At 57.7% G+C, this 24971-nt stretch carries 22 protein-coding genes; 5 read left to right on the forward strand and 17 right to left on the reverse strand.

What is annotated here, in order from left to right:
• Positions 1-81: 81 nt before the first annotated feature.
• The 9 genes from GYN08_RS10880 to GYN08_RS10920 all read right to left on the reverse strand — a co-directional run bounded on the left by GYN08_RS10880 (position 82) and on the right by GYN08_RS10920 (position 12276).
• Positions 82-270 carry a glutamate decarboxylase gene (locus tag GYN08_RS10880; protein WP_166274226.1) on the reverse strand — a complete coding sequence of 63 codons (189 nt, stop codon included), beginning with the start codon at positions 268-270 and terminating at the stop codon, positions 82-84.
• A gap of 277 nt (positions 271-547) precedes the next feature.
• Entirely contained in the window at positions 548-4246 is a 3699-nt protein-coding gene (locus GYN08_RS10885; RefSeq protein WP_166274227.1) for a DNA polymerase III subunit alpha, read from the reverse strand.
• A gap of 28 nt (positions 4247-4274) precedes the next feature.
• Entirely contained in the window at positions 4275-5609 is a 1335-nt protein-coding gene (locus GYN08_RS10890) for a DRTGG domain-containing protein (RefSeq protein WP_166274228.1), read from the reverse strand.
• Positions 5610-5786: 177 nt separating this feature from the next.
• Entirely contained in the window at positions 5787-6131 is a 345-nt protein-coding gene (locus GYN08_RS10895; protein WP_166274229.1) for a YlbF family regulator, read from the reverse strand.
• A gap of 52 nt (positions 6132-6183) precedes the next feature.
• Positions 6184-6876 carry an HAD family hydrolase gene (locus GYN08_RS10900; RefSeq protein ID WP_166274230.1) on the reverse strand — a complete coding sequence of 231 codons (693 nt, stop codon included), beginning with the start codon at positions 6874-6876 and terminating at the stop codon, positions 6184-6186.
• A 41-nt stretch (positions 6877-6917) separates the two neighbouring features.
• Positions 6918-8282, reverse strand: coding sequence for a hemolysin family protein (locus GYN08_RS10905; RefSeq protein WP_166274231.1), 1365 nt, complete (start codon positions 8280-8282; stop codon positions 6918-6920).
• Between the two features lie 32 nt (positions 8283-8314).
• Positions 8315-9490 (reverse strand): radical SAM/CxCxxxxC motif protein YfkAB, encoded by a 1176-nt coding sequence (yfkAB, locus tag GYN08_RS10910; RefSeq protein ID WP_166274232.1) that lies wholly within the window; start codon positions 9488-9490, stop codon positions 8315-8317.
• A gap of 162 nt (positions 9491-9652) precedes the next feature.
• A complete protein-coding gene (locus GYN08_RS10915; RefSeq protein WP_206023690.1) occupies positions 9653-10747 on the reverse strand; it encodes an HD-GYP domain-containing protein in 1095 nt (364 codons plus the stop codon).
• A gap of 92 nt (positions 10748-10839) precedes the next feature.
• Positions 10840-12276, reverse strand: coding sequence for a bifunctional metallophosphatase/5'-nucleotidase (locus tag GYN08_RS10920; RefSeq protein ID WP_166274233.1), 1437 nt, complete (start codon positions 12274-12276; stop codon positions 10840-10842).
• Between the two features lie 640 nt (positions 12277-12916).
• On the opposite strand from GYN08_RS10920, the gene GYN08_RS10925 reads away from it, so the two are divergent.
• Positions 12917-13972 (forward strand): HD-GYP domain-containing protein, encoded by a 1056-nt coding sequence (locus GYN08_RS10925; protein ID WP_166274234.1) that lies wholly within the window; start codon positions 12917-12919, stop codon positions 13970-13972.
• 82 nt (positions 13973-14054) lie between these two features.
• Here the strand turns inward: GYN08_RS10925 and GYN08_RS10930 are convergent, their stop codons facing one another.
• Positions 14055-14624, reverse strand: a complete 570-nt coding sequence (locus GYN08_RS10930; protein WP_166274235.1) for a hypothetical protein — start codon at positions 14622-14624, stop codon at positions 14055-14057.
• Between the two features lie 430 nt (positions 14625-15054).
• Here GYN08_RS10930 and GYN08_RS10935 point away from each other — a divergent pair, with 430 nt between their 5' ends.
• The gene (locus GYN08_RS10935; protein ID WP_166274236.1) at positions 15055-15444 is read left to right on the forward strand and encodes a hypothetical protein; all 390 of its coding nucleotides are present in this window, start codon (positions 15055-15057) and stop codon (positions 15442-15444) included.
• 73 nt (positions 15445-15517) lie between these two features.
• On the opposite strand, the gene sufB is transcribed toward GYN08_RS10935, so the two are convergent.
• The 6 genes from sufB to GYN08_RS10965 all read right to left on the reverse strand — a co-directional run bounded on the left by sufB (position 15518) and on the right by GYN08_RS10965 (position 21470).
• A complete protein-coding gene (gene sufB, locus GYN08_RS10940; protein WP_166274237.1) occupies positions 15518-16915 on the reverse strand; it encodes a Fe-S cluster assembly protein SufB in 1398 nt (465 codons plus the stop codon).
• A gap of 18 nt (positions 16916-16933) precedes the next feature.
• Positions 16934-17359: a Fe-S cluster assembly sulfur transfer protein SufU gene (gene sufU / locus GYN08_RS10945; protein ID WP_166274238.1), complete on the reverse strand. Its 426-nt coding sequence runs from the start codon at positions 17357-17359 to the stop codon at positions 16934-16936.
• Positions 17349-18569 carry a cysteine desulfurase gene (locus GYN08_RS10950; RefSeq protein WP_166274239.1) on the reverse strand — a complete coding sequence of 407 codons (1221 nt, stop codon included), beginning with the start codon at positions 18567-18569 and terminating at the stop codon, positions 17349-17351. Before GYN08_RS10950 ends, sufU begins: the two co-directional genes overlap by 11 nt.
• Positions 18569-19870: a Fe-S cluster assembly protein SufD gene (gene sufD, locus GYN08_RS10955; RefSeq protein WP_166274240.1), complete on the reverse strand. Its 1302-nt coding sequence runs from the start codon at positions 19868-19870 to the stop codon at positions 18569-18571. Before sufD ends, GYN08_RS10950 begins: the two co-directional genes overlap by 1 nt.
• Before the next feature lie 33 nt (positions 19871-19903).
• Positions 19904-20692: a Fe-S cluster assembly ATPase SufC gene (sufC, locus tag GYN08_RS10960; protein WP_166274241.1), complete on the reverse strand. Its 789-nt coding sequence runs from the start codon at positions 20690-20692 to the stop codon at positions 19904-19906.
• Positions 20693-21005: 313 nt separating this feature from the next.
• Positions 21006-21470, reverse strand: a complete 465-nt coding sequence (locus tag GYN08_RS10965; protein ID WP_166274242.1) for a Dps family protein — start codon at positions 21468-21470, stop codon at positions 21006-21008.
• A gap of 363 nt (positions 21471-21833) precedes the next feature.
• Between GYN08_RS10965 and GYN08_RS10970 the strand changes: the two genes are divergently transcribed.
• Entirely contained in the window at positions 21834-22346 is a 513-nt protein-coding gene (locus GYN08_RS10970) for a hypothetical protein (protein ID WP_166274243.1), read from the forward strand.
• A 115-nt stretch (positions 22347-22461) separates the two neighbouring features.
• On the opposite strand, the gene GYN08_RS10975 is transcribed toward GYN08_RS10970, so the two are convergent.
• Positions 22462-22845, reverse strand: a complete 384-nt coding sequence (locus tag GYN08_RS10975) for a DUF423 domain-containing protein (RefSeq protein ID WP_166274244.1) — start codon at positions 22843-22845, stop codon at positions 22462-22464.
• Between the two features lie 319 nt (positions 22846-23164).
• Here GYN08_RS10975 and GYN08_RS10980 point away from each other — a divergent pair, with 319 nt between their 5' ends.
• Positions 23165-23746 carry a hypothetical protein gene (locus tag GYN08_RS10980; protein ID WP_166274245.1) on the forward strand — a complete coding sequence of 194 codons (582 nt, stop codon included), beginning with the start codon at positions 23165-23167 and terminating at the stop codon, positions 23744-23746.
• A gap of 248 nt (positions 23747-23994) precedes the next feature.
• Entirely contained in the window at positions 23995-24840 is an 846-nt protein-coding gene (locus GYN08_RS10985) for a DegV family protein (RefSeq protein ID WP_166274246.1), read from the forward strand.
• Positions 24841-24971 lie beyond the last annotated feature (131 nt).

Here is a 24971-nt window from a genome sequence, read left to right on the forward strand (position 1 = left end):
GGCGGGCCTCGCCTTGAAGGTCGATCTTAAAAAAAACCGCACTTGCTCTCGCGCTTGATCCCGGCCGGACCCGGCTGCCTTTCAGGGATGCAAAATGGAATTCAGCACCTCCTGAATCTCGTCGAGTTCGCCGGAAGGGACCAAAATCTCGAACTGCTGTTTGGACATGTTGACGGGACGGAGTTTGACAAGAAAGCCTTCTTCGGTCAGCCTGCTCTGAAGCTTCTCCGCCATTTTGGCGGTAGAGGCGATATAAATCACCGTCCACATGAACGAATATGTCCCCCTTGTCGACTGCCCGTATGAAGCCGTATCCCCGCATAATGGCTTAATGATACCATAAGGCTGTTTTTTTTAGCAACAGAATCGGCCCTTTAACAGGGGCAGGCCGATCGGGAAAGAAACGAAAACGGCGGCGGAACGCCCGCATGCGGCCGAGCGTCCCGTTCGTTCCCGCCCGGGAAAAGACGCAAAGCCCGGCACGCCGCGAAGGCGGGACCGGGCCTGCAAATCTGCCGCTTCGGCAGCTGCCGCGCGTCGATGCTTTTTATTTGACGCGGACCGTTCCGGCGCCCAGCAGCCCTTCCATCCGGGCGAACAGCTCCGGCGAAGGCTGAATCCGGTAAGCGTCGCTCAAGGCGATCAGCTTCTGCGTATCTTCATAGAAGAGCAGCGTCGGCATCGGGCCGGGATGGCTCTGCAGCATGCCCTTGAGCGTCTCGAGCAGCTCCGGGCTGCGCCGGCCTTCCGCGATCTTGATGAATACGCGCTGCTGCGGCGCGTCCTTCCGCACGGCGGCGGGCATGCGGTCCGCGGATTCGGCCGCGGGCCGGCTCGGGCCGGCTTCTGCGGCTCCGCCGTCCGGGACGCGCGGCGGAGCCGCAGAAGCGGACGCGCTCGGGCGTCCGCCGGTCCCTCCGGGAGCGGCGCTTCGCGCTCCCGGAGAGCCGCCTTCGGCGGCCTCCGCCCCGCCGCGGGCAGAGCGGGGCGGACGGCCTTGGCCGGAGCCGCTTCCGCGCGCTTCGCCGCGGGCGACGAGGCCGCGCACGGCGTCTTCGCCGAGAGGCAGAACCGTATCGGCGAGGAGCTTAAAGCCTTCGTCCTGCTGTTGGACCTTGGCGCGCAGCGCAACCAGCGCGCCCGGCTGCACGGCCTCCTGGCTCCGCTTCCACACCTCGGGGAACAGCACGAGCTCGCAGCGCTCGATCTGGTCCTCGATCTCGGCGAAAGCCATCGCCTTGCCCTGCTTGGTCGTGATCGTCTTGAGAGCGACGACCATGCCGGCCGTCACGGCATGGCTTTCGTCGGGCGCTTCGCCGAGCTCCATCAGCTTCTGCGCGCCGGTCTCGTCCAGCAGGCGCTCGTAGTCGTCCAGCGGATGACCGGACAGGTACAGACCGAGCAGTTCGCGCTCCAGATCCAACTGCTCCGAAGCGGTATATTCGCGCACGTCGGGATATTCGATCTCCCAGTTCGGCGTCTCGACGAAATCGAACATCTGAATCTGAAAGTCTTCGCGCTCTTTGCGCCACTTGGCCGCGGCGTCGAGCGCCTCGTCCAGCATGGCCAGCAGCTGCGCCCGATGTCCCGGCAGCGTATCGAACGCGCCCGCCTGGATCAAAGCTTCCACGACGCGCCGGTTGCACGTCTTGGGATCGACGCGGCGGCAGAAGTCGAGCAGGCTTTCGAACGGACGCTCCGCCCGTTCTTCCATAATATTGCGAATGGCGTTCGTGCCGACGTTTTTGATCGCCGCCAGACCGAAACGCAGACTGTGCACGCCGTTTTCTTCCGAAGGCGTGAACAGCATGCCGCTCTTGTTCACGTCCGGAGGCAGCACCGGAATATTCATCCGCCGGGCCTCGACGACGTACTCGGCCACCTTGCGGTGGTTGCCGGTAACGGCCGCAAGCATCGACGCCATGAACTCGACCGGATAATGAGCCTTCAGGTAGGCGGTTTGGAACGCCAGTACGCCGTAGGCCGCCGCGTGCGCGCGCGGGAATCCGTAGTCGGCGAAGCGCACGATCATGTCGTAGACCTTATTGGCGTCCTCTTCGCTGTACCGCTGCCCCAGACTGCCGCGAACGAAATGTTCGCGCTCCTGGTCCAGCGTCTCGCGCTTTTTCTTCGACACGGCCCGGCGCAGCAGATCCGCTTCGCCGAGCGAGAATCCGGCCATCGTCGAAGCGATCTGCATGATCTGCTCCTGATAAACGATGATGCCGTGCGTGTCTTCCAGAATCGGACGCAGGTCTTCGTGCGGATAATGCGCGGCGACGGCTCCGTGCTTGACCTGAATATAATTCGGGATGAATTCCATCGGACCCGGGCGGTACAGGGCCACGACCGAGATAATGTCTTCGATGACCGACGGCTTCATCTCCTTCATCACCCGGCGGATCCCCGGCGACTCCAACTGGAACACTCCCGTCGTGTCTCCGCGCCCGAGCAGCTCGTACGTGCCGGGATCGCTGTCGGACACGCTCTTGAAGTCGACCGGCGCTCCGGAACGCTCCGCGATCCAGTTCTGGCAGCGCTCGATGATCGACAGCGTGCGCAGTCCCAGGAAGTCCATCTTGAGCAGCCCGACCGATTCCAGGCTTTCCATCGGATACTGGGTCAGCGCCGTTTTCTCCCCGCCTTCCTGCAGCGGAACGTAATCCGTCAGCGGGCCTCGGGCGATGACGACGCCGGCGGCGTGGGTCGAGGCGTGCCGCGGCATGCCTTCGACGCGCCGGGCCGTGTCGATCAGCCGCTTCGCGTCGGGCGAAGCGTCCGCGCGTTCGCGCAGAGCGGCGTTCTGCGCGAGCGCCCGGTCGATCGTCATGCCGACCTGCACCGGAATCAGTTTGGCCGTTTTGTCGACGTCCCCGTACGGCAGCGCCAGCACGCGGCCGACGTCGCGCACGGCGGCCCGTGCGGCGAGCGTTCCGAACGTGATGATCTGCGCCACGCGGTCCGAGCCGTATTTGTCGGTAACGTAGGCGATGACCTCGTCGCGGCGTTCGTCGCTGAAGTCGATATCGATATCGGGCATCGTGATCCGCGCCGGATTGAGAAAGCGTTCGAAGAGCAGATTGTACTTGATCGGATCGACATCCGTGATGTTCAGCGTATACGCGACCAGGCTGCCCGCCGAAGAACCCCGTCCCGGTCCCGTGACGATCCCCTGTTCGTGGGCATAGCGGATAAAGTCCCATACGATCAAGAAATAATCGGAGAAGCCCATCGTGCCGATGACGCCCAGTTCGTACTCGAGCCGCTGATCCAGCTTGCTCCGGTATTCCGGGTCGTTCCACTCCGGCAGGCTGCCATAGCGTCTTTCCAAGCCGCCGCGGCACAGGTCGATCAAGTATTCCTGCGGCGATCTGCCCTCCGGCAGCGGCTGGTATTCCGGCAGAATCGAACGGCCGAGCTCGATTTCCAGCTCGCACTCTTCCGCAATCTTCGCCGTATTGGCGAGCGCCCGGGGAAGATGCGGGAACAGCTTGGCCATCTCTTCCCCGCTTTTCAAATACAACTGGCGGGTCGGGATGCGCAGACGCTCCTCGTCCTCCATCGTTTTGCCCGTGCCGATGCAGATCAGCACGTCCTGGATTTCGGCGTCCGGTTCGGCCAGATAGTGCGAATCGTTGGTAACGATCAGCTCCGCGCCGATTTCCTCCGCCAGTGCGATCAGCATCGGGTTTACCTTTTTTTGCTCCGGAAGTCCGTGATCCTGCAGTTCGATATAAAAATCATCCCCGAAAATCTCTTGGTAGCGCAGCGCCGCGGCTTTCGCTTCCTCGGGACGTCCGTTCAGAAAATGCTGCGGGATTTCGCCGCCGATGCAGGCGCTGGTGCACACGATGCCCTCGCTGTGCTTCTTCAGCACCTCCCGATCGATTCTCGGCTTGTAATGGAAGCCTTCGAGATGGCCGGCGGAGCAGATCTTCATCAGGTTGCGGTAGCCGGTCTCGTTCTTGGCCAGCAGCAGCAGATGGTAAATCGGCTGTTCTTTGCGGCTCGCTCTCTCCAGTCGGGAGCCCGAAGTGTAATAGGCTTCGAAGCCGAGAATCGGCTTAATGCCGGCGGCCCGGCACGCTTTGTAAAACGGAATGGCGCCGTACATGACGCCGTGGTCGGTCAGCGCGAGCGACTTCATGCCGAGCTCGGCCGCGCGGCCCACCAGTTCCTTGATCCTCGCCGCTCCGTCGAGCAGGCTGTATTCGCTGTGCACATGCAGATGGACAAAATCGTTCATGCGGACGTTCCCCCTTTTCCGTTCGTTATCAGCCGTTTTCGATCGAATGCAGCGTCATGATCGCTTTGGCCACGGTCTGTTCCTCATGCGAAATGCCGATCTCCAGCCGGCAGATCCGGCGGCCGACTTCCAGTACCAGAGGCATGACGGTGACCGCGTCCTCGATCTGGACGGGACGGATAAAATACGTGCTCATATTGTCGACGACATAATCGTTGCCGCTGTGATCTTTGGCCATGCGCAGCGCGGCTTGGACCATCACCGAAGTGATGACGCCTTCCGAAATGGTGCCGAGGTCGGTCGCCATCTGCGGCGTGATAAATCCGTGAAAGAACAGCCGCCCCTCGGCGTCTCTCTCTTCCGCGAATCCGTTCCAGATCAGATGATCGAACGTTTCGCCCAGGCTGCTGTGCTCGCGCGCGTCCCGCATCGCCTGCAGCACTTCCCTTCGCGTCAGCACGCCGGTCAGCTTGCGGTTGCGGTCGACGACCGGAAGAAAATCGATGCCCTCCCACGTCATGATCTGCGCGGCCGAGGCCAGCGATGTCAGCATGCCCGCGGTAACGGGGCTGCGTACCATCGCGCGCTCGATCGTCTGGCCCGGTTCGACGCTCTCGATATCCCTGCGGCTGACGATGCCGAGCACCCGGTTCCATTCGTCGGTCACGGGAAAACTCGTAGCTCCGGTACGTTCCGAAATCCGCCAAAAATCTTCCGCCGTGCTGGTCGCTTTGAGCGAATAGGGTTTCGGTTTGAGGCCGATCAAGTCTTCGACCAGCATGATTTTCTTCTTGATCAGACGATCGAAGATGGCCCGGTTGATCATCGAGGCGACCGTAAACGTATCGTGCCGCGAGGAGATGATCGGCAGGCCGAGGCGATCGGCGAGACTTTTGACTTCGCGGCTCGTACCGAAGCCGCCGGTAATCAGAACGCCCGCTCCGTGTTCGATCGCCAGAGAGTGCGCGTTTTCGCGGTTGCCGACGATCAACAGGCTGCCCGTATCGATGTAGCGTGCCATCGCGTCCACTTTCATCGCGCCGATGACATACTTGTTCAGCGTAATGGACAAGCCTTCGTTGCCGCCGAGTACATGGCCTTCGACGATGTCGACGACATCCGCGAAGGTCAGCTGGTCCGTGATATTTCGAGGCTTCTTCTCTACCCGGACGGTGCCGATCCGTTCCTTGGTAATCACGATGCCCAGCGTCTCGGCTTCTTTGACGGCCCGGTACGCGGTGCCTTCGCTGACGTTCATTTCTTTGGCCAGCTTACGGACGGAGATCTTCGTGCCGACTTTGAGCTGTTCGATATGCTGCAGCAGTTGTTCGTGCTTCGTCACGGTCTGTTCATGCCCTTCCAACTGTTGTACTCCTCTCCAGAAATCTGTATTATGCTGTATCTATTATAACATAAATATCGGCATTGAAAATCCAAGTTCCCGTTTTGAAAAAAGCCAAAAAGCCCCGATTTCCCATTGGGAAACCGGAGCGGCGTCTGCCGGGCGGCAGAGGCATCCCAAGAGATGCCTTCCCCCAGCTTAGCGAGGGTCGTACATGTTGGCCAGGCTGTCGGAGATAATCTTGTTCACGTCCTGAATGATGACGCTAAGACGCTGTTCAGCCTCGAACAGACGACGGATATTCAGGTTCAAGCTGAGCACCTCGAACAATTTTTCCATCTGTTCCATCTCTTCTTGAGGCGGCACGTCTCCGCTCATGATGCGCTGTTGGATGTTCATCTGCCGGGTACGGAAATCGTCCAGCATCCGCTTGCTTTCGGCATCGGCTTCGATCAGCTTCAAGGCGGCGGTGATATCCTGCACCTCCTGGCTGTTCTGGAGCGAGCTCGCAAGTTCGTTGGCTTTGTCGTAAATGTTGGTCATGGTTGTGGGTTTCCCTTCTCTTCCGGTCTCCCGGGCTTATATGGCCGTTCCGTCAGGCGGACGGCGCATTGTCGTACAGTTCGATCAGCTGTCCGAACTTCGTGATCAGCACGTCCGCATCTTCCAATTCGTGGTTGGCTCCGAAGTCGGCATAGGCGCAGCCGATGACGCCGAGTCCGTTGCCGCGGCCCGCTTGTACGTCGGACGAACGGTCGCCGACCATCCAGGCGCTTTTGACGCCGTGATTTTTAAGCAGCATTTCCACCAGCAGCACCTTGGTCGCGGTCCGATATTCGCCCGCGCTGTACTGGGCCTCGAACAAGGATTCCAGGCCCAGTGCGGCGGATACGCCTTTGACGTAGCCTTCCAGGCCGTTGCTGGCGACGAACAGGCGCACGCCGCGGTCCTGCAGTTCCTCCAGCGTCTCCTTGACGTCCGGATACAGCAGCGCCTCGCCCTGCTTCAGCACTTCCAACTGCAGCTCGAGCAGCAGTTCGTTCGCCCGGCTGCGCACTTTTTCATCGGCATCGGGCATGACGATCTTCCAGATCTCTTCGAGCAGCATGCCGAGGCTCCCCAGGATCAGCCGTTCCGGCGGAGTCTCCCCCGCATACAAGCCTTCCGCCCGCAAAATATCGAACATTTTGCGGTAAGCCGGCAGCAGCGCCGTTTCCGTCTGAAACAGCGTGCCGTCCATATCGAAAATCATCGCTTCGGGCTTGTACAGCTTGCTTGCGCTTTGCATGTTCCAATTCATCCTCTCCGGAAAAACGGGCCGGGCGGCCATTACTTTTCGCCTTGTCCGTTCTCCTCCCCGTTTTCCGCTTGTTCATCCGCCTCTTCGTGAGGCTTGTGGATATTGACGCGGGTAATGCGCAGACGTTCGGCTTCGGCGACTTCGAACGTAATGCCGCCCCATTCCACTTTCTGGCCCGGCTGCGGGTTGCCTTCAAGCTCCTTAAACATCCAACCGCCGATCGAATCGACTTCCTCGTCGTCGATGTTCGCGCCGGTCAAATCGTTAACCTCCTCGATCAGCAAACGGCCGTCAACGGAAATCAGGTCTCCGACCATTTCGATTTCCGCGCGCTCGCTCTCGAACTCGTCGTACAGATCGCCGACAATCTCCTCCAGAATCTCCTCGGCGGTCAGCAGGCCGGCGGTTCCGCCGTACTCGTCGACGACCAGCGTCAGCTGCGCGCGTTTTTGCTGCATCAGACGCAGGACATGGCTGATTTCCATCGATTCCGGCACGTTGAGGATCGGGCGAACCAGTTTGCGCAGATTCGGTTCCGTTCCCTGAGGCCATAGCAGGATGTCGGTAATATGTACGAAACCGATGATCTGGTCTTTGTCCTCGATCGCGACCGGATAACGGGAATGCCGCGTCTCGGTAATGATCTTCAGATTCTCTTTCAGCGGAAGATTGACGTACAGGCAGTCCATGTCGGTTCGCGGCAGCATGACTTCGCGGGCAAGCATATCGGAAAAGTCGAAGATGTTGTCCATCAGTTTGACTTCTTCCAGATCGATGGCCCCGCTCTTGGCGCTCTGGTTCATCAGGATGCGGATCTCTTCCTCCGAGTGAGCCGCTTCGGCTTCGCTGGCCGGCTGCAGGCCGAACAATCTCAGGAAACCGTTCGCCGCATGGTTAAGCAGCCAGATCACCGGCAGGAATACATAGTAGAATACCAGCAGCGGCCCCGCCAACACAAGCGACGTGCCTTCCGATTTCTGGATCGCCAGCGATTTCGGCGCCAGCTCCCCGAGTACGATATGCAGGAAAGTGATGATGGCAAATCCGACCGCTACCGATATTCCGCCGATCAAAGACGGGTCGGTAAAGCCCATTTGATACATCAGCGGTTCCACCAGCAGCTCCGAGACGGCAGGTTCGCCGAGCCACCCCAGTCCGAGCGACGTCAGCGTAATGCCCAGCTGAGTGGCGGACAGATAAGCATCGAGCCGGTTGGCGACTTTGAGCGCGTAAGGTGCCAGGCGATTCCCTTCGCTGTTCAACTGAAGCAGCCGGGTATGCCGAACCTTAACGAGCGCAAATTCCGCGGCGACGAATACGCCGTTCAGGAAAACGAGCAGCAGCACCAAAAACAGATTGATCGCCAATGTTCCCAACTCTATTTCGTGCTCCAATGAAATCTCCTCTTTTCTTCAATGCGTACCGCTTAACGGGACTGGCTAGAATGCGAAAATCCGCCGGAAGCTTCGTCCAAAACCGCACGGCGCGATTTAAAATCGACGCCTTTGTAATACATGTCGGCAACCAGCAGGTTCGGCCCGCAGCAGCCTGCCGCATCGCAATGGCAGTTGACGGTCCGGTTGAGCGGATGGTTGGTCGTCCATTCTTCGAAAATCGCGTCCAGCTTGTTTTCATGCACGTTTCCGAATGCGGGAATCGCCGCAAAGTCCGTAACGAATACGTCGCCGGTAAACATATTGACGTTGACGCGGTTGCGTCCGTCGGGATCGTTGCGCACGGTAACGTTCTTTGCGCTGTAGAGTCTGCGCAGCAGCTCGCGCTCTTCGTCGGAGCTTCCGCAGGCGAAAAACGGCAGCGTACCGAACAGCATCCACACCTTCTCGTCCCTGTGATCGAGCAGGTCGTGAATGGCCAAGCGCATCTCGTCGAGCGACAGCACGGGCAGATTGGCCGCAAAAGCCGACGGATACATCGGGTGCACCTCGTGGCGGCGGCAGCCCATTTCCAAAATGGTCTCATGCATCTGCGGGAGGTGCTTATGCGTGCGGAAGTTGATCATGGTTTCCGCGGAAATCAGCATGCCCGACCGGCTGAGGCTTTTGGCGTTGTCGATCATGCGGTTGTACATTTTTTCGGCTGCGGCGAACGGAACGGGATGTCCGCTGTTGGCGAAGCCCGTTTGATGAAAATGCTCCGGCCCCGTGTAATTGAACGAAATATGCATAACGTCCAGATAAGGCAGCAGTTTTTCGTAGCGTTCCAGATCCAGCGTCAGGTTCGAGTTGATCTGCGAACGCACGCCGCGCTCCCGCGCATAGCGGAGCAGCGGCACGATGACGTTGTCGACCGTCTGACGGCGAAACGAAGGTTCCCCTCCCGTGATGCTGATCGTCTCCAAATGCTCGACTTCGTCCAGTCTGCGCAGCATGAGATCGAGCGGGATCATATCCGGCTCGTTCAGGACGAGCGTATCGCCTACCGCGCAGTGTTCGCAGCGCATGTTGCACAAATTCGTGACCGTCATTTCCACGCTGGTCAGGCGATGCCGTCCATGCTTGCGCAGCGAGCGAATCGGATCCCAAGGATCGTAGCTCGGTGATAGATCGCGAAGCCCGGTACCGCCGTTGTTGATTACTGTCATGTTGACCACCTTTATTATTCAGAACTCCCTCGGGCCGCCGGCGTATGCCGCGGCGGCCCGAAGGGATGACACGCTTTTCTTTTATTAACCCGTTATCCCGAACCTGTACGCAAATCCGCTGCCCGGTTCGCGATCGGCCCCGGCTCTCGGCAATCCGGCGGATCAAGCTTCCTTGATCCGCTCGACCATTACCGACAGCCTGCTGGACAAATCGATTTCGTAGGGCTGGACCCTTGCGCCTTCCGCATCCTCGATCACTCTTACGATCGGCCGGTTAGGCGTCTTCGGCGGCACGCTCGTCACGACGCCGGTCTCGCCGGTGCTCAGTTTGACCGTCAAGCCGACCGGGTAAAGAGCCACTTTATCGCGGAACACTTCCAGCTTGCGTTGATCGTACTGGATACAGGAACCGCCGTAAAGAATGTCCACCGCTTCATGCGGCAGCATTCCCCGTCGGTACACCCGATTGGTCGTCATGGCGTCATAGGAATCCGTGATGGCGATCCACTTGGCAAAATCGTGAATTTCGCCGCCCTGGATTCCCCGCGGATAACCGCTCCCGTCGAGCCGCTCATGATGCTGAAAAGCGCAATGCGCGGCCAGCAGCGGCACGAACGGCTCGTCTTTCAAGATGGCAAAGCCGTGTTCCGTATGCCGCTTCATTTCCTCGAATTCCTCGTCGCTCAGCCTGCCCGGCTTCAGCAGCACTTCCGGGGGGATCCGCGTTTTGCCGATATCGTGCAGCATGGAGCCCATGCCCAGCGTGAACAGATCGTCTTTCGAATAGCCGGCCGCCATGCCCAGCGTCAGCGTGTACAGACATACGTTGAACGAGTGCGTATACAGATAATGATCCGTCGTATGAATATCGCCGAGCATGATCAGGACGTCTTCCCGGGAACCCAGATCGTTCAGGATTTCTTCGGTCATTTTGCGAAAACTGTAGCCCAGATGCGGATAAGAAATGCGTCCCATCGTATCGTTCATCATGCTGCGGTAGACCGTCCGAATCTGCTTGATCGCCTGGCGCCTCGTCTCGTCGGTCACCATTTCGGGCAGAACGATATCGTCGGTGATCTCGTCCCGGACATACAGCATATCGATCCCGAGATTCCCCAATCTGCGAAGAATCGAAACCGTCAGTTCGGCTCCTTCGGCGAGCAGCGTCAAGCCCTCTTCATTATAGATACGTTTGCCCAGCTTCATGCCGGGTTGTACTTGTCCGATCGACAGCAGGCGCACAAACTTCCACTCCATTTAAGCCGTCTCGTAATCCGGATCCTGCGACTGACGCTCCCGGTGGCGAGGGCCGTTGATATTTTGACTTTTCAAACGCGCGATCCGGTTCTTCAAACCCGAATCCATCGGGAACATGAAGCCTCCCGCACGGCTCCCGGTCGTCCGAGCTCCATTCGCAGCAGGTCGCGCAGAAACTCGGGCAGCATGAACGTTTTGTCCGTTCCCCGGCTCAGCGATTCATAACCGGCTCCGAACGTGAACATATCCAGCGTGCTTACCCGGTATTCTTCGTCGGGCTCGATCGGACGGCTTTCCGTGCGGGCTTCCAGAATCCTCGAGTAAGGCGGCGCTTCCGGATCGTAAAAAACGGTCAGCCCGTCGGCGCACAGCCCTCCCAGCCGTTCGCCGCGAAATCCGAAACCCGTCAGCTTTTTGCCCGTGTACTCCGGCAGCAGCGACTGCTCGAGGCTCCGTAAAATGTCGCTGCCGCGCAGCGTCACGACGCAGGGATTGATCGGCGACGGACACAGCGCATGCAGCATGCCTTCGGTAATTTCTCCCGCCGGAAGCGGGCCGAGCACCTGACCGGAATTGACGAGCGAGAATTCGCCTCCCGCAAAGCGGCGAACCGACTGGGCAAGCAAATTGCCGAGATCGGATTCCTTTTCGTAATCGACAGGCATCTCGCGCTCGGATACGGCAGCCACTCTCCGCATCCGCTCCGCCGCCTCTTCATGGTGCCGGGCAATCGCCCGGTCGATCCGGGCATCCGATACGGCTTCGTCCCCCATTTCGATCACCCCTGCTTCTGTCACTTCGCAGAAAGCGGAATCCTTACCCCGTTCGATGACGATTCGGCCGATGTGGCGGCCGAACTTGCCCGCGGCGCAGACGACGGTGCCGTCCACCACAATAGGCTCCGTCAGCAGATGATGCGTATGTCCGCCCAAGATCAGATCGATTCCCTCGATCATTCCGGCGATCCGCTCGTCCGAGGCAAGCCCCAGATGCGACAGCAGCACGACGATATCGGCACGCTCTCGAAGCCTGTTTACCGACTGCTGCAAGCCGGCAAACGGATCGGACACTTCGACGCCGAGCAGCCGGTAAAAGTCCGAAAACGGCGCGGTCAGACCGAGCACTCCGATCCTGAAGCCTCCTTTTTCGATGACTGCCGATTCATCCAGCCAGTGCGGCAGGCTTCCGTCCGCCATCCGCACGTTGCCGCATACGACCGGACATTCCAATGAAGCGTAAATCTCTCCGAGCCGCTCCGGCGTGAACGTCAACCCTTCGTTATTGCCGATCGTCACGGCGTCATAGCCGGAAAGGTTCAAAATATCAACGTTGGCCGCACCGAGACTGCCTTCGGTCTCGATCGCCATCCGATCCATATGGTCCCCTACGTCGAGCGTACATACCGGTTTTCCCTGAGCCTTTTCCTCGGCGATCCAGGCGGCGATCCGGCCCATCTGCTCAAAATGGCTGTGAAGATCGTTAGTATGCAGAATCGTCAGCGTATCTCTTTCTTCTGTCGTCGGGCTCATAGAGGCCGTCCTCCTTCGGACCATGCATCCTGTGCGGCGGCGATTCTTTTCTGATCGACGCGCCGCGAAATCGCCTTCGCTTCAAAATCCAATCATAAAGCCATATCCGGAAACGCACAAGCGAATTTCCGAGCCCTATGCAAGTATTTTAACATGCTTGCGACCCCTCCGAAAGAACAAGCGATTCGTATGCCGCAAATTATCGGCAGCTCGCTTATAAGCTGTTATGAAAATAAAGGATTATCTGCACCTGCATGATAATTTTGTCTGGTAGATTGCGCCAAGACCCTAATGAATTATGATATATTGAGAGGGCAACCTCATCCGAACGTAAGGCTCTGTACGGCAAACAAATCGGACAGATTCTGCCGATATACGAATCAGAGGGACCTTGTGCGTTTGAGTAGGTAGACCTCGATCCTTTATCCTCGCCCATGGAGGACTTTATCAGCGGTGAACGCGGCGTTCGTCGCTGCCCGACTCGCTAAAGGATCGTAACCCGCAAACGCGGTCGAGGGTTCAGATCGCATAGATCTGCAAAACAACAAGAGATCTGGAGAATGAAGGAACGAACGGTCTCGATCGCTTCGTTCCTTCATTCTCCCCGGCATTCGTTCGTTATAGAAAGGGGACATCGCTTTTGAAAGTTCACGTTACCGATCTTAAACCCGGCGACCGCTTGATCGCCGACACCTTCAACAGGCACGGCGTGCATATTCTCGCCAAAGGCACGGCGCTGCACGATGCGGAAATCGCGCGGCTGGTTCAGCACAGCATCGACTATGTCGAAGTTCATCCGAATGCGGAGGACGAGACATCCGCCGCCAACTCCGCAGCTTACTTCTTCCCGGAAATCAAATCGACGTTCGACGACGCCATCGTCATGTTCGAGTCGCTGTTCCATGAGTCGATGACGACGGGCACCTTCAACAGCGAGCTCGTCGAAGACATCATGCAGCCCCTGTTCAACGTACTGGCTTCCCAAAAAGATGCCGTCGCGCTGCTTCTGCTGCTCAATCGCGATGCCAACTATACCTACGTTCATTCCATGCAGGTCGGCATGCTGTCTTACTATCTCGCTCTGTGGCTCGGCCACCCGCATGACGAAGCTTCCGCCATCTGTCAGGCCGGCTACCTGCACGATATCGGAAAGTCGACCATTCCCGGCGAAATTCTGAACAAGCCGGGCAAACTCACCCGCGAAGAATACGAAGTCGTGAAAATGCATACCGTCAACGGTTACGAAATCATCCGCAATTCGCTCGGCGATACGATTGCGGCCACGGCCGCTCTGCAGCATCACGAGCGCTGCGACGGAAGCGGCTACCCTTACGGAATCAAGGAAGAAGAAATGCATCCCTGGTCGCGTATCATCGCCGTGGCGGATGTGTACAGCGCGATGACCAGCAACCGCGTCTATCAGGACAAGCAGGAATTGATTAACGTGCTGAAGGAACTGTACGCGCTGAGCTTCGGTCAGCTGTCCGCGGAGCCGACCCATACTTTCATCCGCAATATGCTTCCTTACTTCATTAATAAAAAGGTACGCCTTACGAACGGCGAACTCGGTTATATCGTCATGAACCACCCGACCGACTTCTTCCGTCCGCTCGTACGCGTCAGCGACCGGTTCGTCGATCTCTCCCTCGAACATGACCTCGATATCGAAGAAGTGTTCTCCGACAACGAGACCTGATCTTCCGGCAGGCGAATCCTTTGCTGCGCCGCAGCAGAAAAAACACGTATCCGCTTTAAGCGAATACGTGTTTTTGAGTTTGTTATTTTTTCAATACCAGCTTGACCGTCGAACTGCTGACCGTGTCGTCTTTGGAAGCGACGTAACGGTTAAGCAGCTTCTGCGACTGAATCATCGCGCTCGGCGTCTCCGTCCCCGTTTCTTTCCAGTAGCCTTGAAGCAGTTCATGCAGATTGCCGTACTTGCCCGCCCCTTCCGCCAGGAAGAAATAAGCGACTTCGGTACCGCGCGGCTTCAAGTGGCGTTCCGCCCGGCTGTTCGGATCGTACGTGCACACTTCGATCTCTCCGCCGCGATTCACCCCGCCGAATGCGGTCATGACGGATTTCCCCTGCTCCGAGAAGGCGGAAAGCGTCATTTGCAAAATGACCAAAATCCGGTCGTACGGCGTGCCTTCCTCCAGCAGACCGGATATATGCTTTGCGATGACCTCGCGCGCTTCGCGGTCTCCGCCGGCCGTCGCCACGAATTCTTGTTCTCCGACTCTCACCACATGCTCTTCCGGCTGCGGCGTATTTTCCGAACCGGCGGCGCTGCTATCGCTCATCACGGTTATAAAGTTCTCTTTTGCGATTACGGAAACGAAGCTCATTTTCTATACTCCTCCTTCTCTATGCGCGTACGCGAATTCATTGCGGCAGCAGCGGATCGAAGCTCAGTCGGCCGCCCGATGCCGCATGCGCTCTGCGAACTCTATTCCGTGCCCGGCACGGAGAGCCCGCCGCGCGATTCGCGTACGCGTCGTAAGCCAATTAATTCGCGGACTGCGGTCTTTTTTCCTGCCTGCTTCTCAGAATTAAAAGAAAACGTCAGCTGTTCCAGTATACCAGACGGAACCGGACTCGGGCGAGTCAAAAAAGAGACCGAACTGGGGAAACAAGAAGATATTAGGGCGATCGCTATCTTTTTCTTCGTGCTCTTCCGCAAACATGAGCTAATATGGAGCTGACCGCTTGAATGCCCAATGCCTGTCGGCGATTTTGAACGCGTATACAACCTTAAAAACAGAGGGGAGTATCACTATGGGTTCTTTTTTCAAAACCTTGCTCGATCGTAACCCGTCTCCTGCCGTTCAAGCTTATCCTGCAGCCGAAGCGGGGCTCGAAGCCTCAGAAGCGGAAAGCCCTGCGCTCGAAGAAGCCAAAGCGCCTGGCGGCCGGTATGTGCAGGGAAGCGAACCCGCCGGAATCGATCATTTCGGCGTCCTTCGGCAGGCAGGCGGCGTATTTGAACCATCGGCATTCTCTACATATTCGTCCGTGCAGCTGTACGGCCTACTCGAAGCCGCGGCGGCTGTTCTCGGTCTCGTCCCTACCCCAGGGGCCGGAAGAGCGCGCAGAATGGTCGAAAGTTATATGGAAAACTTGCGCGGCTCCGCCCTCGGCGAAGCGACCAAAGGCGAAATCCGATAAAGACCGCGCAAAAAAGAGGCGAACCCTGGGGTTCGCCTCTTTGCCGTAAGCGGTTCGTCCGGAAGCCGACGGCTTAACCGATCGAGCCTTCCATCTCGAATTTGATCAAACGGTTCATTTCGACCGCGTATTCCATCGGCAGTTCCTTCGTGAACGGCTCGATGAAGCCCATAACGATCATCTGCGTCGCTTCGTTCTCGCTGAGGCCGCGGCTCATCAGGTAGAAGAGCTGGTCTTCGGATACCTTCGATACCGTCGCTTCGTGCTCCAGCGTCACGTCGTCGTTCAGAATCTCGTTGTACGGGATCGTATCGGACGTGGACTGGTTGTCGAGAATGAGCGTGTCGCACTTGATGTTCGACTTGGCGCCCGTCGCCTTGCGGCCGAACGAGGCGAGGCCTTGATACGTCACCTTGCCGCCGTGTTTGCTGATCGACTTGGAGATGATCGTCGACGTCGTGTCCGGAGCCAGGTGGATCATTTTCGCGCCAGCGTGCTGGTGCTGGTCTTTGCCGGCTACCGCGATCGACAGGACGGAGCCTTTCGCGCCGCGTCCTTTGAGAACAACGGCCGGATATTTCATGGTGAGCTTGGAGCCGATGTTGCCGTCGACCCATTCCATATTGGCGTTCTCTTCCGCAACCGCGCGCTTCGTCACGAGGTTGTAGATGTTGGACGACCAGTTTTGGATCGTCGTGTAGCGGACGCGCGCGTCCTTCTTCACGATGATTTCGACGACCGCGCTGTGCAGCGAGTTCGTGCCGTAGACCGGTGCCGTGCAGCCTTCGACGTAGTGCACGAAGCTGCCTTCGTCGGCGATGATCAGCGTGCGTTCGAACTGGCCCATGTTCTCCGAGTTGATGCGGAAGTAAGCCTGCAGAGGCACTTCGCACTTCACGCCTTTCGGCACGTAGATGAAGCTGCCGCCGGACCATACGGCGCTGTTCAGTGCCGCGAACTTATTGTCGGAAGGCGGAATGACTTTGGCGAAATGCTCTCTCAGAATTTCCGGGTGCTCTCTCAGCGCCGTGTCGGTATCCATGAAGATGACGCCCTGGTCTTCCAGTTCCTTCTGCATATTGTGGTAGACGACTTCGGATTCGTACTGCGCCGAGACGCCGGCGAGGAACTTCTGTTCCGCTTCCGGAATGCCCAGTTTGTTGAACGTTTCCTTGATTTCGCTCGGAACTTCCTCCCACGTTTTGCTCTGTCCTTCGGACGGCTTGACGTAGTATTGAATATCGTTAAAGTCGAGTTCGCTCAGATCGCCGCCCCAAGTCGGCATCGGCATCTTTTCGAACTGTTCGAAAGCTTTCAAACGGAACTCCAGCATCCATTCCGGCTCGTTTTTCATTTTCGAAATGGAAGTGACGATTTCCTTAGTCAAGCCTTTGCCGCTCTGGTAAATGGACTTGTGCTCGTCGCGGAAGCCGTACTGGTACTCGTCGCTGATCGGTGCTTGTTTAGCCATGTTGATTCCTCCCTTTCGTTAGTGGGATTCCCGTTCGATTCCTTTGCGCAGGGCATTCCAGGCAAGGGTCGCGCATTTGATGCGCGCCGGGAATTTATTGACGCCGGATAAGGCTTCGATGTCTTCGTATTCGTCGAACTCCACGTCCTCCCCCTTCATGAGGGAAGAGAAACGCTCGGCCAGTTCGAGCGCCTGCGGCAGCGTCTTGCCCTTCACCGCTTCCGTCATCATCGATGCGGAAGACATGCTGATGGAGCAGCCGTCGCCGGTATAGCGGGCGTTTTTGACGATTCCGTCTTCCAACTGAAGCTGGAGCGAAATCTTGTCGCCGCAGGTCGGATTATTGAGGTCGATCGTGACACCTTCTTCTTCGAACTTGCCTCTGTTCCGAGGGTTTTTGTAATGATCCATAATGACGCGTCGGTACAAATCGTCAAGTTGCATCTCCAAAATACTCCTTTGTCTGGATTAAGGCGTCGATCAGGCGGTCGATGTCTTGTTCGTTATTATACAGGTAAAAGCTTGCGCGTGCCGTCGAACTTACGTTCAGCCACCGCATGAGCGGCTGACAGCAATGATGGCCCGCGCGGATGGCGACGCCGTACGAGTCGAGCACGGTCGCGACGTCGTGCGGATGCACGTCGTCCAGGTTGAAGGTGACGATACCGACCTTCCGTTCTTGGGGACCGAAAACTTTCAGCCCGTCGATCTCGTTGATCCGGCGCATGGCGTACATGGCCAGCCGGTGTTCGTGCTCGGCGATATTGTCCATTCCGAGTTCGCTCAGAAAGTCGATCGCCGCGCCGAGACCCACCGCGCCGGCAATAATCGGCGTGCCGCCTTCGAAGCGGTAAGGCAGGTCTTTCCACGTCGATTCGTAGAGACCCACTTCGTCGATCATCTCGCCGCCGAATTCGGTCGGCTCCATCTTCTCCAGCAGCGCCTTTTTGCCGTAAAGCGCGCCGACGCCGGTCGGCCCGCACATTTTGTGCCCCGACAGCGCGTAGAAATCGCAGTCGAGATCCTGCACGTCGACCTTCATATGCGGGGTGCTCTGCGCGCCGTCCACCACGATGATCGCGCCGTGTTTGTGCGCCAGGGCCGCGATTTCCTTAACCGGATGAATCACGCCCATGACGTTCGACACGTACGCGATGGCGACGATCTTCGTGCTGTCGGTGATGGCTTTGCCCGCCGCTTCGACGTCGATCGTGCCGTCCGGGTTGGGCTCGATATATTTCAAAGCAGCGCCCGTCCGTTTGGCGAGCTGCTGCCAGGGAATCAGGTTGCTGTGATGCTCGATCGGCGTAATGACGATCTCGTCGCCTTCTTTGAGGTTGGCATTCCCGTAAGAATCCGCAACCAGGTTCAGCGCCGTCGTCGTGCCCCGGGTGAAAATAATTTCTTCCGAATGCTTCGCTCCGATAAACTTCGCGACTTTTTCGCGCGCGCCTTCGTAAGCGTCGGTCGCTCGGCTGCCGAGGGTATGCACGCCGCGGTGCACGTTGGAATTGTCCCATTCATAGTAGCGACGGACCGCGTCCAGAACGGCGCGCGGCTTCTGCGAAGTCGCCGCGCTGTCCAGGTACACCAGCGGGTGCCCGTTCACTTCCTGGTCCAGAATCGGGAACTGCTCCCTTACCGAGGCGTTCATTACTGCCCCAGCTTTCTTTCGACGATGCGCTGCAGACGGGTACGCAGCAGCTCAAGCGGGATTTCCGCGATGATCGGCGCCAGGAAGCCGTAAATGATGAGGCGTTCGGCTTCCGTCTTGGAAATGCCGCGCGACATCAGGTAATAGATTTGTTCAGGGTTGACTTTGCCGACGGAAGCCGCGTGTCCGGCCATAACGTCGTCTTCGTCGATCAGCAGGATCGGGTTGGCGTCGCCGCGGGCTTTCGGACTCAGCATCAGCACTTTCTCCGTCTGCTGGCCGTTCGCTTTGGTCGCGCCGTGTTCGATCTTCGTGATGCCGTTGATGATCGCCTGCGCTTCCTCGCGCATAACCGCGCGGGTGAACATGTCGCTCTCCGACGACTTGCCGAAGTGGACGGCGCGGGTCGTATAGTTGATCTTCTGCGAACCGGAACCGATCGCGATGACTTTGGCGTCGGAATGAGTGCCGCTGCCCTGCAGAGTCGTTGCCGTATCGGCGATCGTGTCGCCTTCGTTCATTTCGCCGACGATCCATTCGATATCCGAATCGTTCGACAGAAGCGCGCGGCGGTAGGACAGGTCGGTCACTTCCTTGCCGAATTGGTGCACGGTCGCGTATTGAACTTTCGCTCCGTCCAGCGCGATCACTTCCACGACGCCGTTATGCAGCACGCTGCCGTTCAAGCCGGCGGACACATAGTTGTCGACGTAAGTCACGCGGCTGTTGGCATCGGCCACGACGAGGATGTGCGGCGCGAACGTCGCCGAAACGTCGTCGCTCAGGAATACGGCCTGCACCGGCACTTCGATCTCGACGTCTTTCGGCACATACAGGAAAACGCCGCCCGTCCATGCCGCGTAGTGCAGCGCGGACACTTGATGCTCGCTCGTTTTCACGGCCGTACCGAGGTGCTTCTTGACCAGCACTTCATGCTCGCGTGCCGCGGTCTCCAGATCGGTGAAGATCACGCCTTTGGCGCTCAGCTCTTCCGAAAGCTTCGTATACACGACGCCGGAGTTGCGCTGCACGATCAGGTTCGGCGTACCTTCCTCGATCAGGTCTTTCGCCGCAGCCGGCAGGCTGTCGGTCGAAGATACCGTTTCGGACGCCTTGAACGTACCGTATCCGCTTAAGTCCCAACGGTCAAGCTTCGTTTTTTCCGGCTTCGGCAGTTCCAGCGAAGACGCCAGTTCCAGCGCCTGCAAGCGGCGCTCGGTCAGCCACGCGGCTTCGCCGCGCGTCTGCGCCCATTCCTTGATCTGCGCGGCTTGTACCGGAAGAATGGTTTGTAAGGTCATAATCGGTGTTCCTCCTTCCGTTCCTCGATTTTATTAAGCTTCCTGCTCTTGGCCGACCGTCTCGTCGGTAATGCCCAGTTCTTCCTTGATCCAATCGTAGCCGTCCTGCTCCAGACGCGCCGCCAGTTCCGGTCCGCCCGACTTGACGATCCGTCCCTGCATCATGACGTGCACGAAGTCCGGCGTGATATAGTTCAGCAGACGCTGATAGTGGGTAATGATCAGGAAACCGCGATCTTCGGATCTCATCTGGTTCACGCCCGCCGCAACGATGCGCAGGGCGTCGATGTCCAGACCGGAGTCGATTTCGTCGAGAATGACGACTTTCGGATCGAGCATCATCATTTGCAGAATTTCGTTCCGTTTTTTCTCGCCGCCGGAGAACCCTTCGTTCAGGTAGCGGTGCATGAATTCCGGATTCATTTCGAGTCCTTTCATGCTGCCTTCCATTTGACGGATGAATTTGATCAGCGAGATTTCGTTGCCTTCGCCGCGGCGGGCATTGATGGCGCTGCGCAGGAAGTCGGAATTCGTGACGCCCGCGATTTCGCTCGGATACTGCATCGCGAGGAAGAGTCCCGCCAGCGCGCGCTCGTCGACTCCCATCTCCAGCAGGTCTTCGCCGTTCAGCGTCGCCGTTCCTTCGGTTACTTCATACTTCGGATGTCCCATCAGCGCGGAAGCCAGCGTACTTTTGCCGGTACCGTTCGGTCCCATGATCGCATGGATTTCCCCGCCGTTCATCTCCAGATTGATGCCTTTCAAGATTTCTTTGCCTTCGATCTCCGCTTTGAGTCCTTCGATGACGAATTTAGTTGCCATATTCAGCGTCCCTCCAGAAATATAATAGTGAATCCGTGATGTCCTCTAATCAAAACTCTAATCAAAAATAATTATAATCTTATAATGATTATAAACTGATTATCGCTGATTCTCAATCCATTTTACCCGAATTTATTTTTCAGTTCAACGAATCGACATATATTTAAAAATTTAAACGTGTAACTAATGAATTTTGTGCAACCATTTGTATGACGAAATTTCTCTTTCAAAAGCAAAAGCCCGGTCTGAATCAGACCGGGCTTGCTGTATGAATCCGGCAGCGCCGGAGATCGGAATCTTGTTGATACGGTTCTTAGTGTCCGAGGAACGAACGCAGCATCCACATATGCTTCTCGAGATCCTGCTTCATGGAGATCAGCATATCGCTTGTCGCCTGGTCGTGGGCTTCTTCCGCCATCTCCAGACCTTCCTGCATTTCTTCCGCTACCGTCGCGAAGTCTTCGATGATGGTCTGAACCATCGTGCGCGCATCTTCGGTACCGGCCGCTTCCTGGATGCTGGACAGTTCGAGGTATTCTTTCATCGTCGCGGCGGGGCTGGCCTTGATCGTCAGCATGCGCTCTGCGATTTCGTCCATTTTCAACGTGACTTCGTTATACAGCTCTTCGAACTTGATGTGCAGCGTATAGAAGTTCTCGCCTTTCACGTACCAGTGGAAATTGTGGATTTTAACGTAAAGAACGTTCAGGTTCGCCACCTGGCGGTTCAAAATCTCCGTGATATTCTTCGTTTGAGCTTCGCTTTTCGTGTTCGTCATGGTTTATCCCTCTTTCCTCGTATTTGAAACGCGGCTTCCGGATTTCCGGAGCGGCGATTTGCCCGACGACCGGGCACGGCGCAAGACCGCTTTTCGCCGTTTCTAGTACCCTTTTACCCGTTCGAAAATGTGCCGAAACAAACGCGCCGAACGAAACGCCCTCTGCGGGCGCGCGCTTACGGACATCGGCGGGACGGGAACAACCCCCCGCTCGCGCCCGTTTCAAAAATGTGGATAATCCCGACGCGGACAAGGCTCCGGGACTAGGATTATGCCAAAAGTCATGCTATGATGGAAAGACGCAGGATTCCGATTTTCAAGCCGAACGGATCCTAATTTGAACTGGTTCAGACCGGGGGAATTATGAACAATAAGACATCGCAAGAACGTTCCGGGTTTTTATTCAATGTGGACATTCTGATTGAAGGCTCGACCAACGCACAAGCCCTGCAGTCTCTTCTGGAACTGCTGAATAATTCGGATAAAGTCGTCGACCAACGCATCAACTCGGGGATCGAACTCGGCAAGGTCATCGAAGCCGCGCTCGTCAACCTGAAGACGAATTACGTCGAAAAATCCAAAGCCGGCCTCTCTTCGGGACACAGCTTCCAGGCCAAAGCCGCCGCCGCAAAGAAGGCTCCTCAAGCCGCCCCGAAGCCGAATTCCTATTTGACGCCGGAAGACATCCGGGATTCCATCAGCAAGAACCGGCTGGTCCGCTTGACCGTCAACAAGCCGGGCGGCACTCGCCTCAGCATCCCGTGCCGGATTATCAACTTCGACGAAGCCGCCCAAATTCTCAGCGTATATCACGTCGACGAAAAACAGGTCTACAGCTTTTCGCTCAACGAGATCGACGAATTGAGCGGTCAATAAGAGCCGCCCGGAACCGGAGCACGGCCGCCGCCCCCATACAAACGCCGGGCCGCCTCCATGCCAAAAAAACCGCCGATACGTTCCGGCGGTTTTTTTGCGTTTCGGTCGGCTCGGGTCAGCGTTCCCCCGCGCGCCGGCCGACGGCCGTTGCAAGCACGATCCAGCCCGCGATAAAAGCAGCGCCGCCCAGCGGCGTGACGGGTCCGAAAATCCGCATGCCGGTCGTGCTCAGCAGGTACAAACTGCCGGAGAACATAACGATACCGGCAAAGAACAGCCAGGCGGCCCAAACAAGCCTGCGCGACTCTCCCCATACGCCCATCGCGACCGCGGCGATCAGCATCGCAAGCGCATGGATAAAATGATACTGGATGCCGGTTTGAAACGTCTGCAGCGAATCCTCGCCGATTTTCGCTTCGAGAATATGGCTGCCGAACGCGCCCAGACCGACACCGACCATCGCCGTCACACAGGCGACGACCGCGATTTTCCTTTGCATGACATCCCTCTTTCCCCAGCATATTAGCTCTGCCGGACGAACTGCGCAGCCGTTCCGGCGAATCGAACTTCATTATATGGGGTTCCTGAAGGAAACGCCACAAAAAAGCCGGAAACTTCACTTTTTCTTCTTATCCCTCCCTGCCGACGGGTAATGGTCGTTATCGGATGCCGTTCCGTTTTTGCGCAGCCGCCGCTTCGGCGAAACTTCAAGCCGCCGCCCCCGTATTAGGGAAAAGACGGCAATTGAGGGTTGCTTTTTAAGGCCGAATATGAAAGAGTTATTTCGTAAAGCTTCCATAATAAAGGAGAGTTGAAGCATGGACAATCGTTTTCCACCCGGGGACGGACCGAACGGCCGCCCAAGCGGACCGGATCTTCGCAAAGATTCCGACCGCAGCGACACAGAACTCAACAACTTCGGAGATCCTTACCGCAGCGAACCGGACGGGCGCGGCTATGAAGAGCGCGTCAATCCGCCATTCAGCCCGTACGATGAATATCCGCGCCATGATCAGCCGCAGGGCCGATTGAAGCATTCCGGACTCGGCATCGCTTCGTTCGTGCTGTCGCTGCTCAGCATCGCGCTGTACGTCGTCTTTTTCGTATCGGCCGTCGGCGTCGTTTATTCGATCAGCGAATCGGGGGCGATCCTGGATTCCGCCGCCATATCCGAAGAACAGATGATGAGCGTCGGCATAGGCGCGCTTATTCTTATCGTCAGCATTCTCGGGGCGGCGCTGCTGAATCTGGTCGGCGTCATCCTCGGAATCGTCGGACTCGTGTCCAAAGCACGGAAAAAAGTTTTTGCCGTGATCGGCACCGTTTTGAACGGCCTTTGCCTGTTGGGCGGGGGCGGTTTCATCCTCTTCAGTACCATTATGGGCGCAAGCGGCTTGTAAATGCCGCATTCCCGCCGTTCAGGGCAGGCGCCCATGCTCGGCAGGCAAAGGGCCGGCGCTGTACAGCGCCGGCCCTTCGTCTGCCGGTTTGCTTCGGATCGTGATATACTGTTAAATGTGGTGGACGGCGCCGACGAATCGACAGCGTCGTTCGCGGTCCTCGGCACCCGAAAAAGGTGTCCAAGCTTCGCTTATTTCGCCCGTTCGTCCGCCAGCCGGAGAACGGGAGCATTTACGAGGAGATGAACATGTCAAACATCCGAATTTTTTCCGATAGCACAAGCGACCTGCCCGCAGAACTGCTGGAGCGATACGGCATCGGAATCGTACCGCTTTATGTTGTATTCGAAGACGAAACGTTCCGCGACGGCGTCGATTTGACGCCGACCCAGCTGTTCGATAAAGTGGCCCGCCAGGGCAAGCTGCCGAAATCGGCCGCGCCGTCTCCGGCGGACTTCAGCCGCGCTTTCGCGCCGCACATCGAGCAAGGGGAACGCATTCTGTATATCAGCCTGTCCTCCGACCTATCGTCCACGTATCAAAACGCCCGGATCGCGGCCGACGATTTCGAGCCGGGAAGCGTGACCGTATTCGACTCGCTCAATCTCTCGACGGCGATCGGCATCCAGGTGCTTCGTGCCGCGCGCTGGGCCGAAGAAGGACTGGATACGGGAGAGATCGTACAGAAGCTGGAACGCCTCCGTCCTTTGGTCGAAACCGAATTTGCCATCGATACGCTGGAGTATTTGCATAAAGGCGGCCGCTGTTCGGGCATGCAGAACTTGATCGGCAGCTTGCTGAGCATTCGGCCGATCATCAAGGTAATGGACGGCAAAATGTCGCCCGCCTACAAAGTTCGGGGTAAACGCGAAAAAGCGATCGATAAAATGCTCCAGAATCTGCTGGCCAACCGAGATCGCCTGGACGGTCCCATCGTGGTCGTGCACTCGGCGGCGGAAGAAGACGCGGTTTCCCTGCGGGAAACGATTATTCGGGAAACGGGCGCCGAAGAAGTGCTGTTGTCCACGGCCGGGTGCGTCATTTCGACCCACTGCGGACCGGGAACGATCGGTCTCATGTACGCCAAAGCCTAGCAGCCGTCCGGCCTCTGCCGATCACGGCTTCGCTCAAGCGCACGCTGCCTCGGCGCTCCGCCCCTCCGGCTCTTGCCGCAAACACGCAAAGACCGCCGCTCCATCCTCGATAGGATGCCGAGCGGCGGTCT

Source organism: Saccharibacillus alkalitolerans, from assembly GCF_011090185.1.
Classification (GTDB): Bacteria; Bacillota; Bacilli; order Paenibacillales; family Paenibacillaceae; genus Saccharibacillus; species Saccharibacillus alkalitolerans.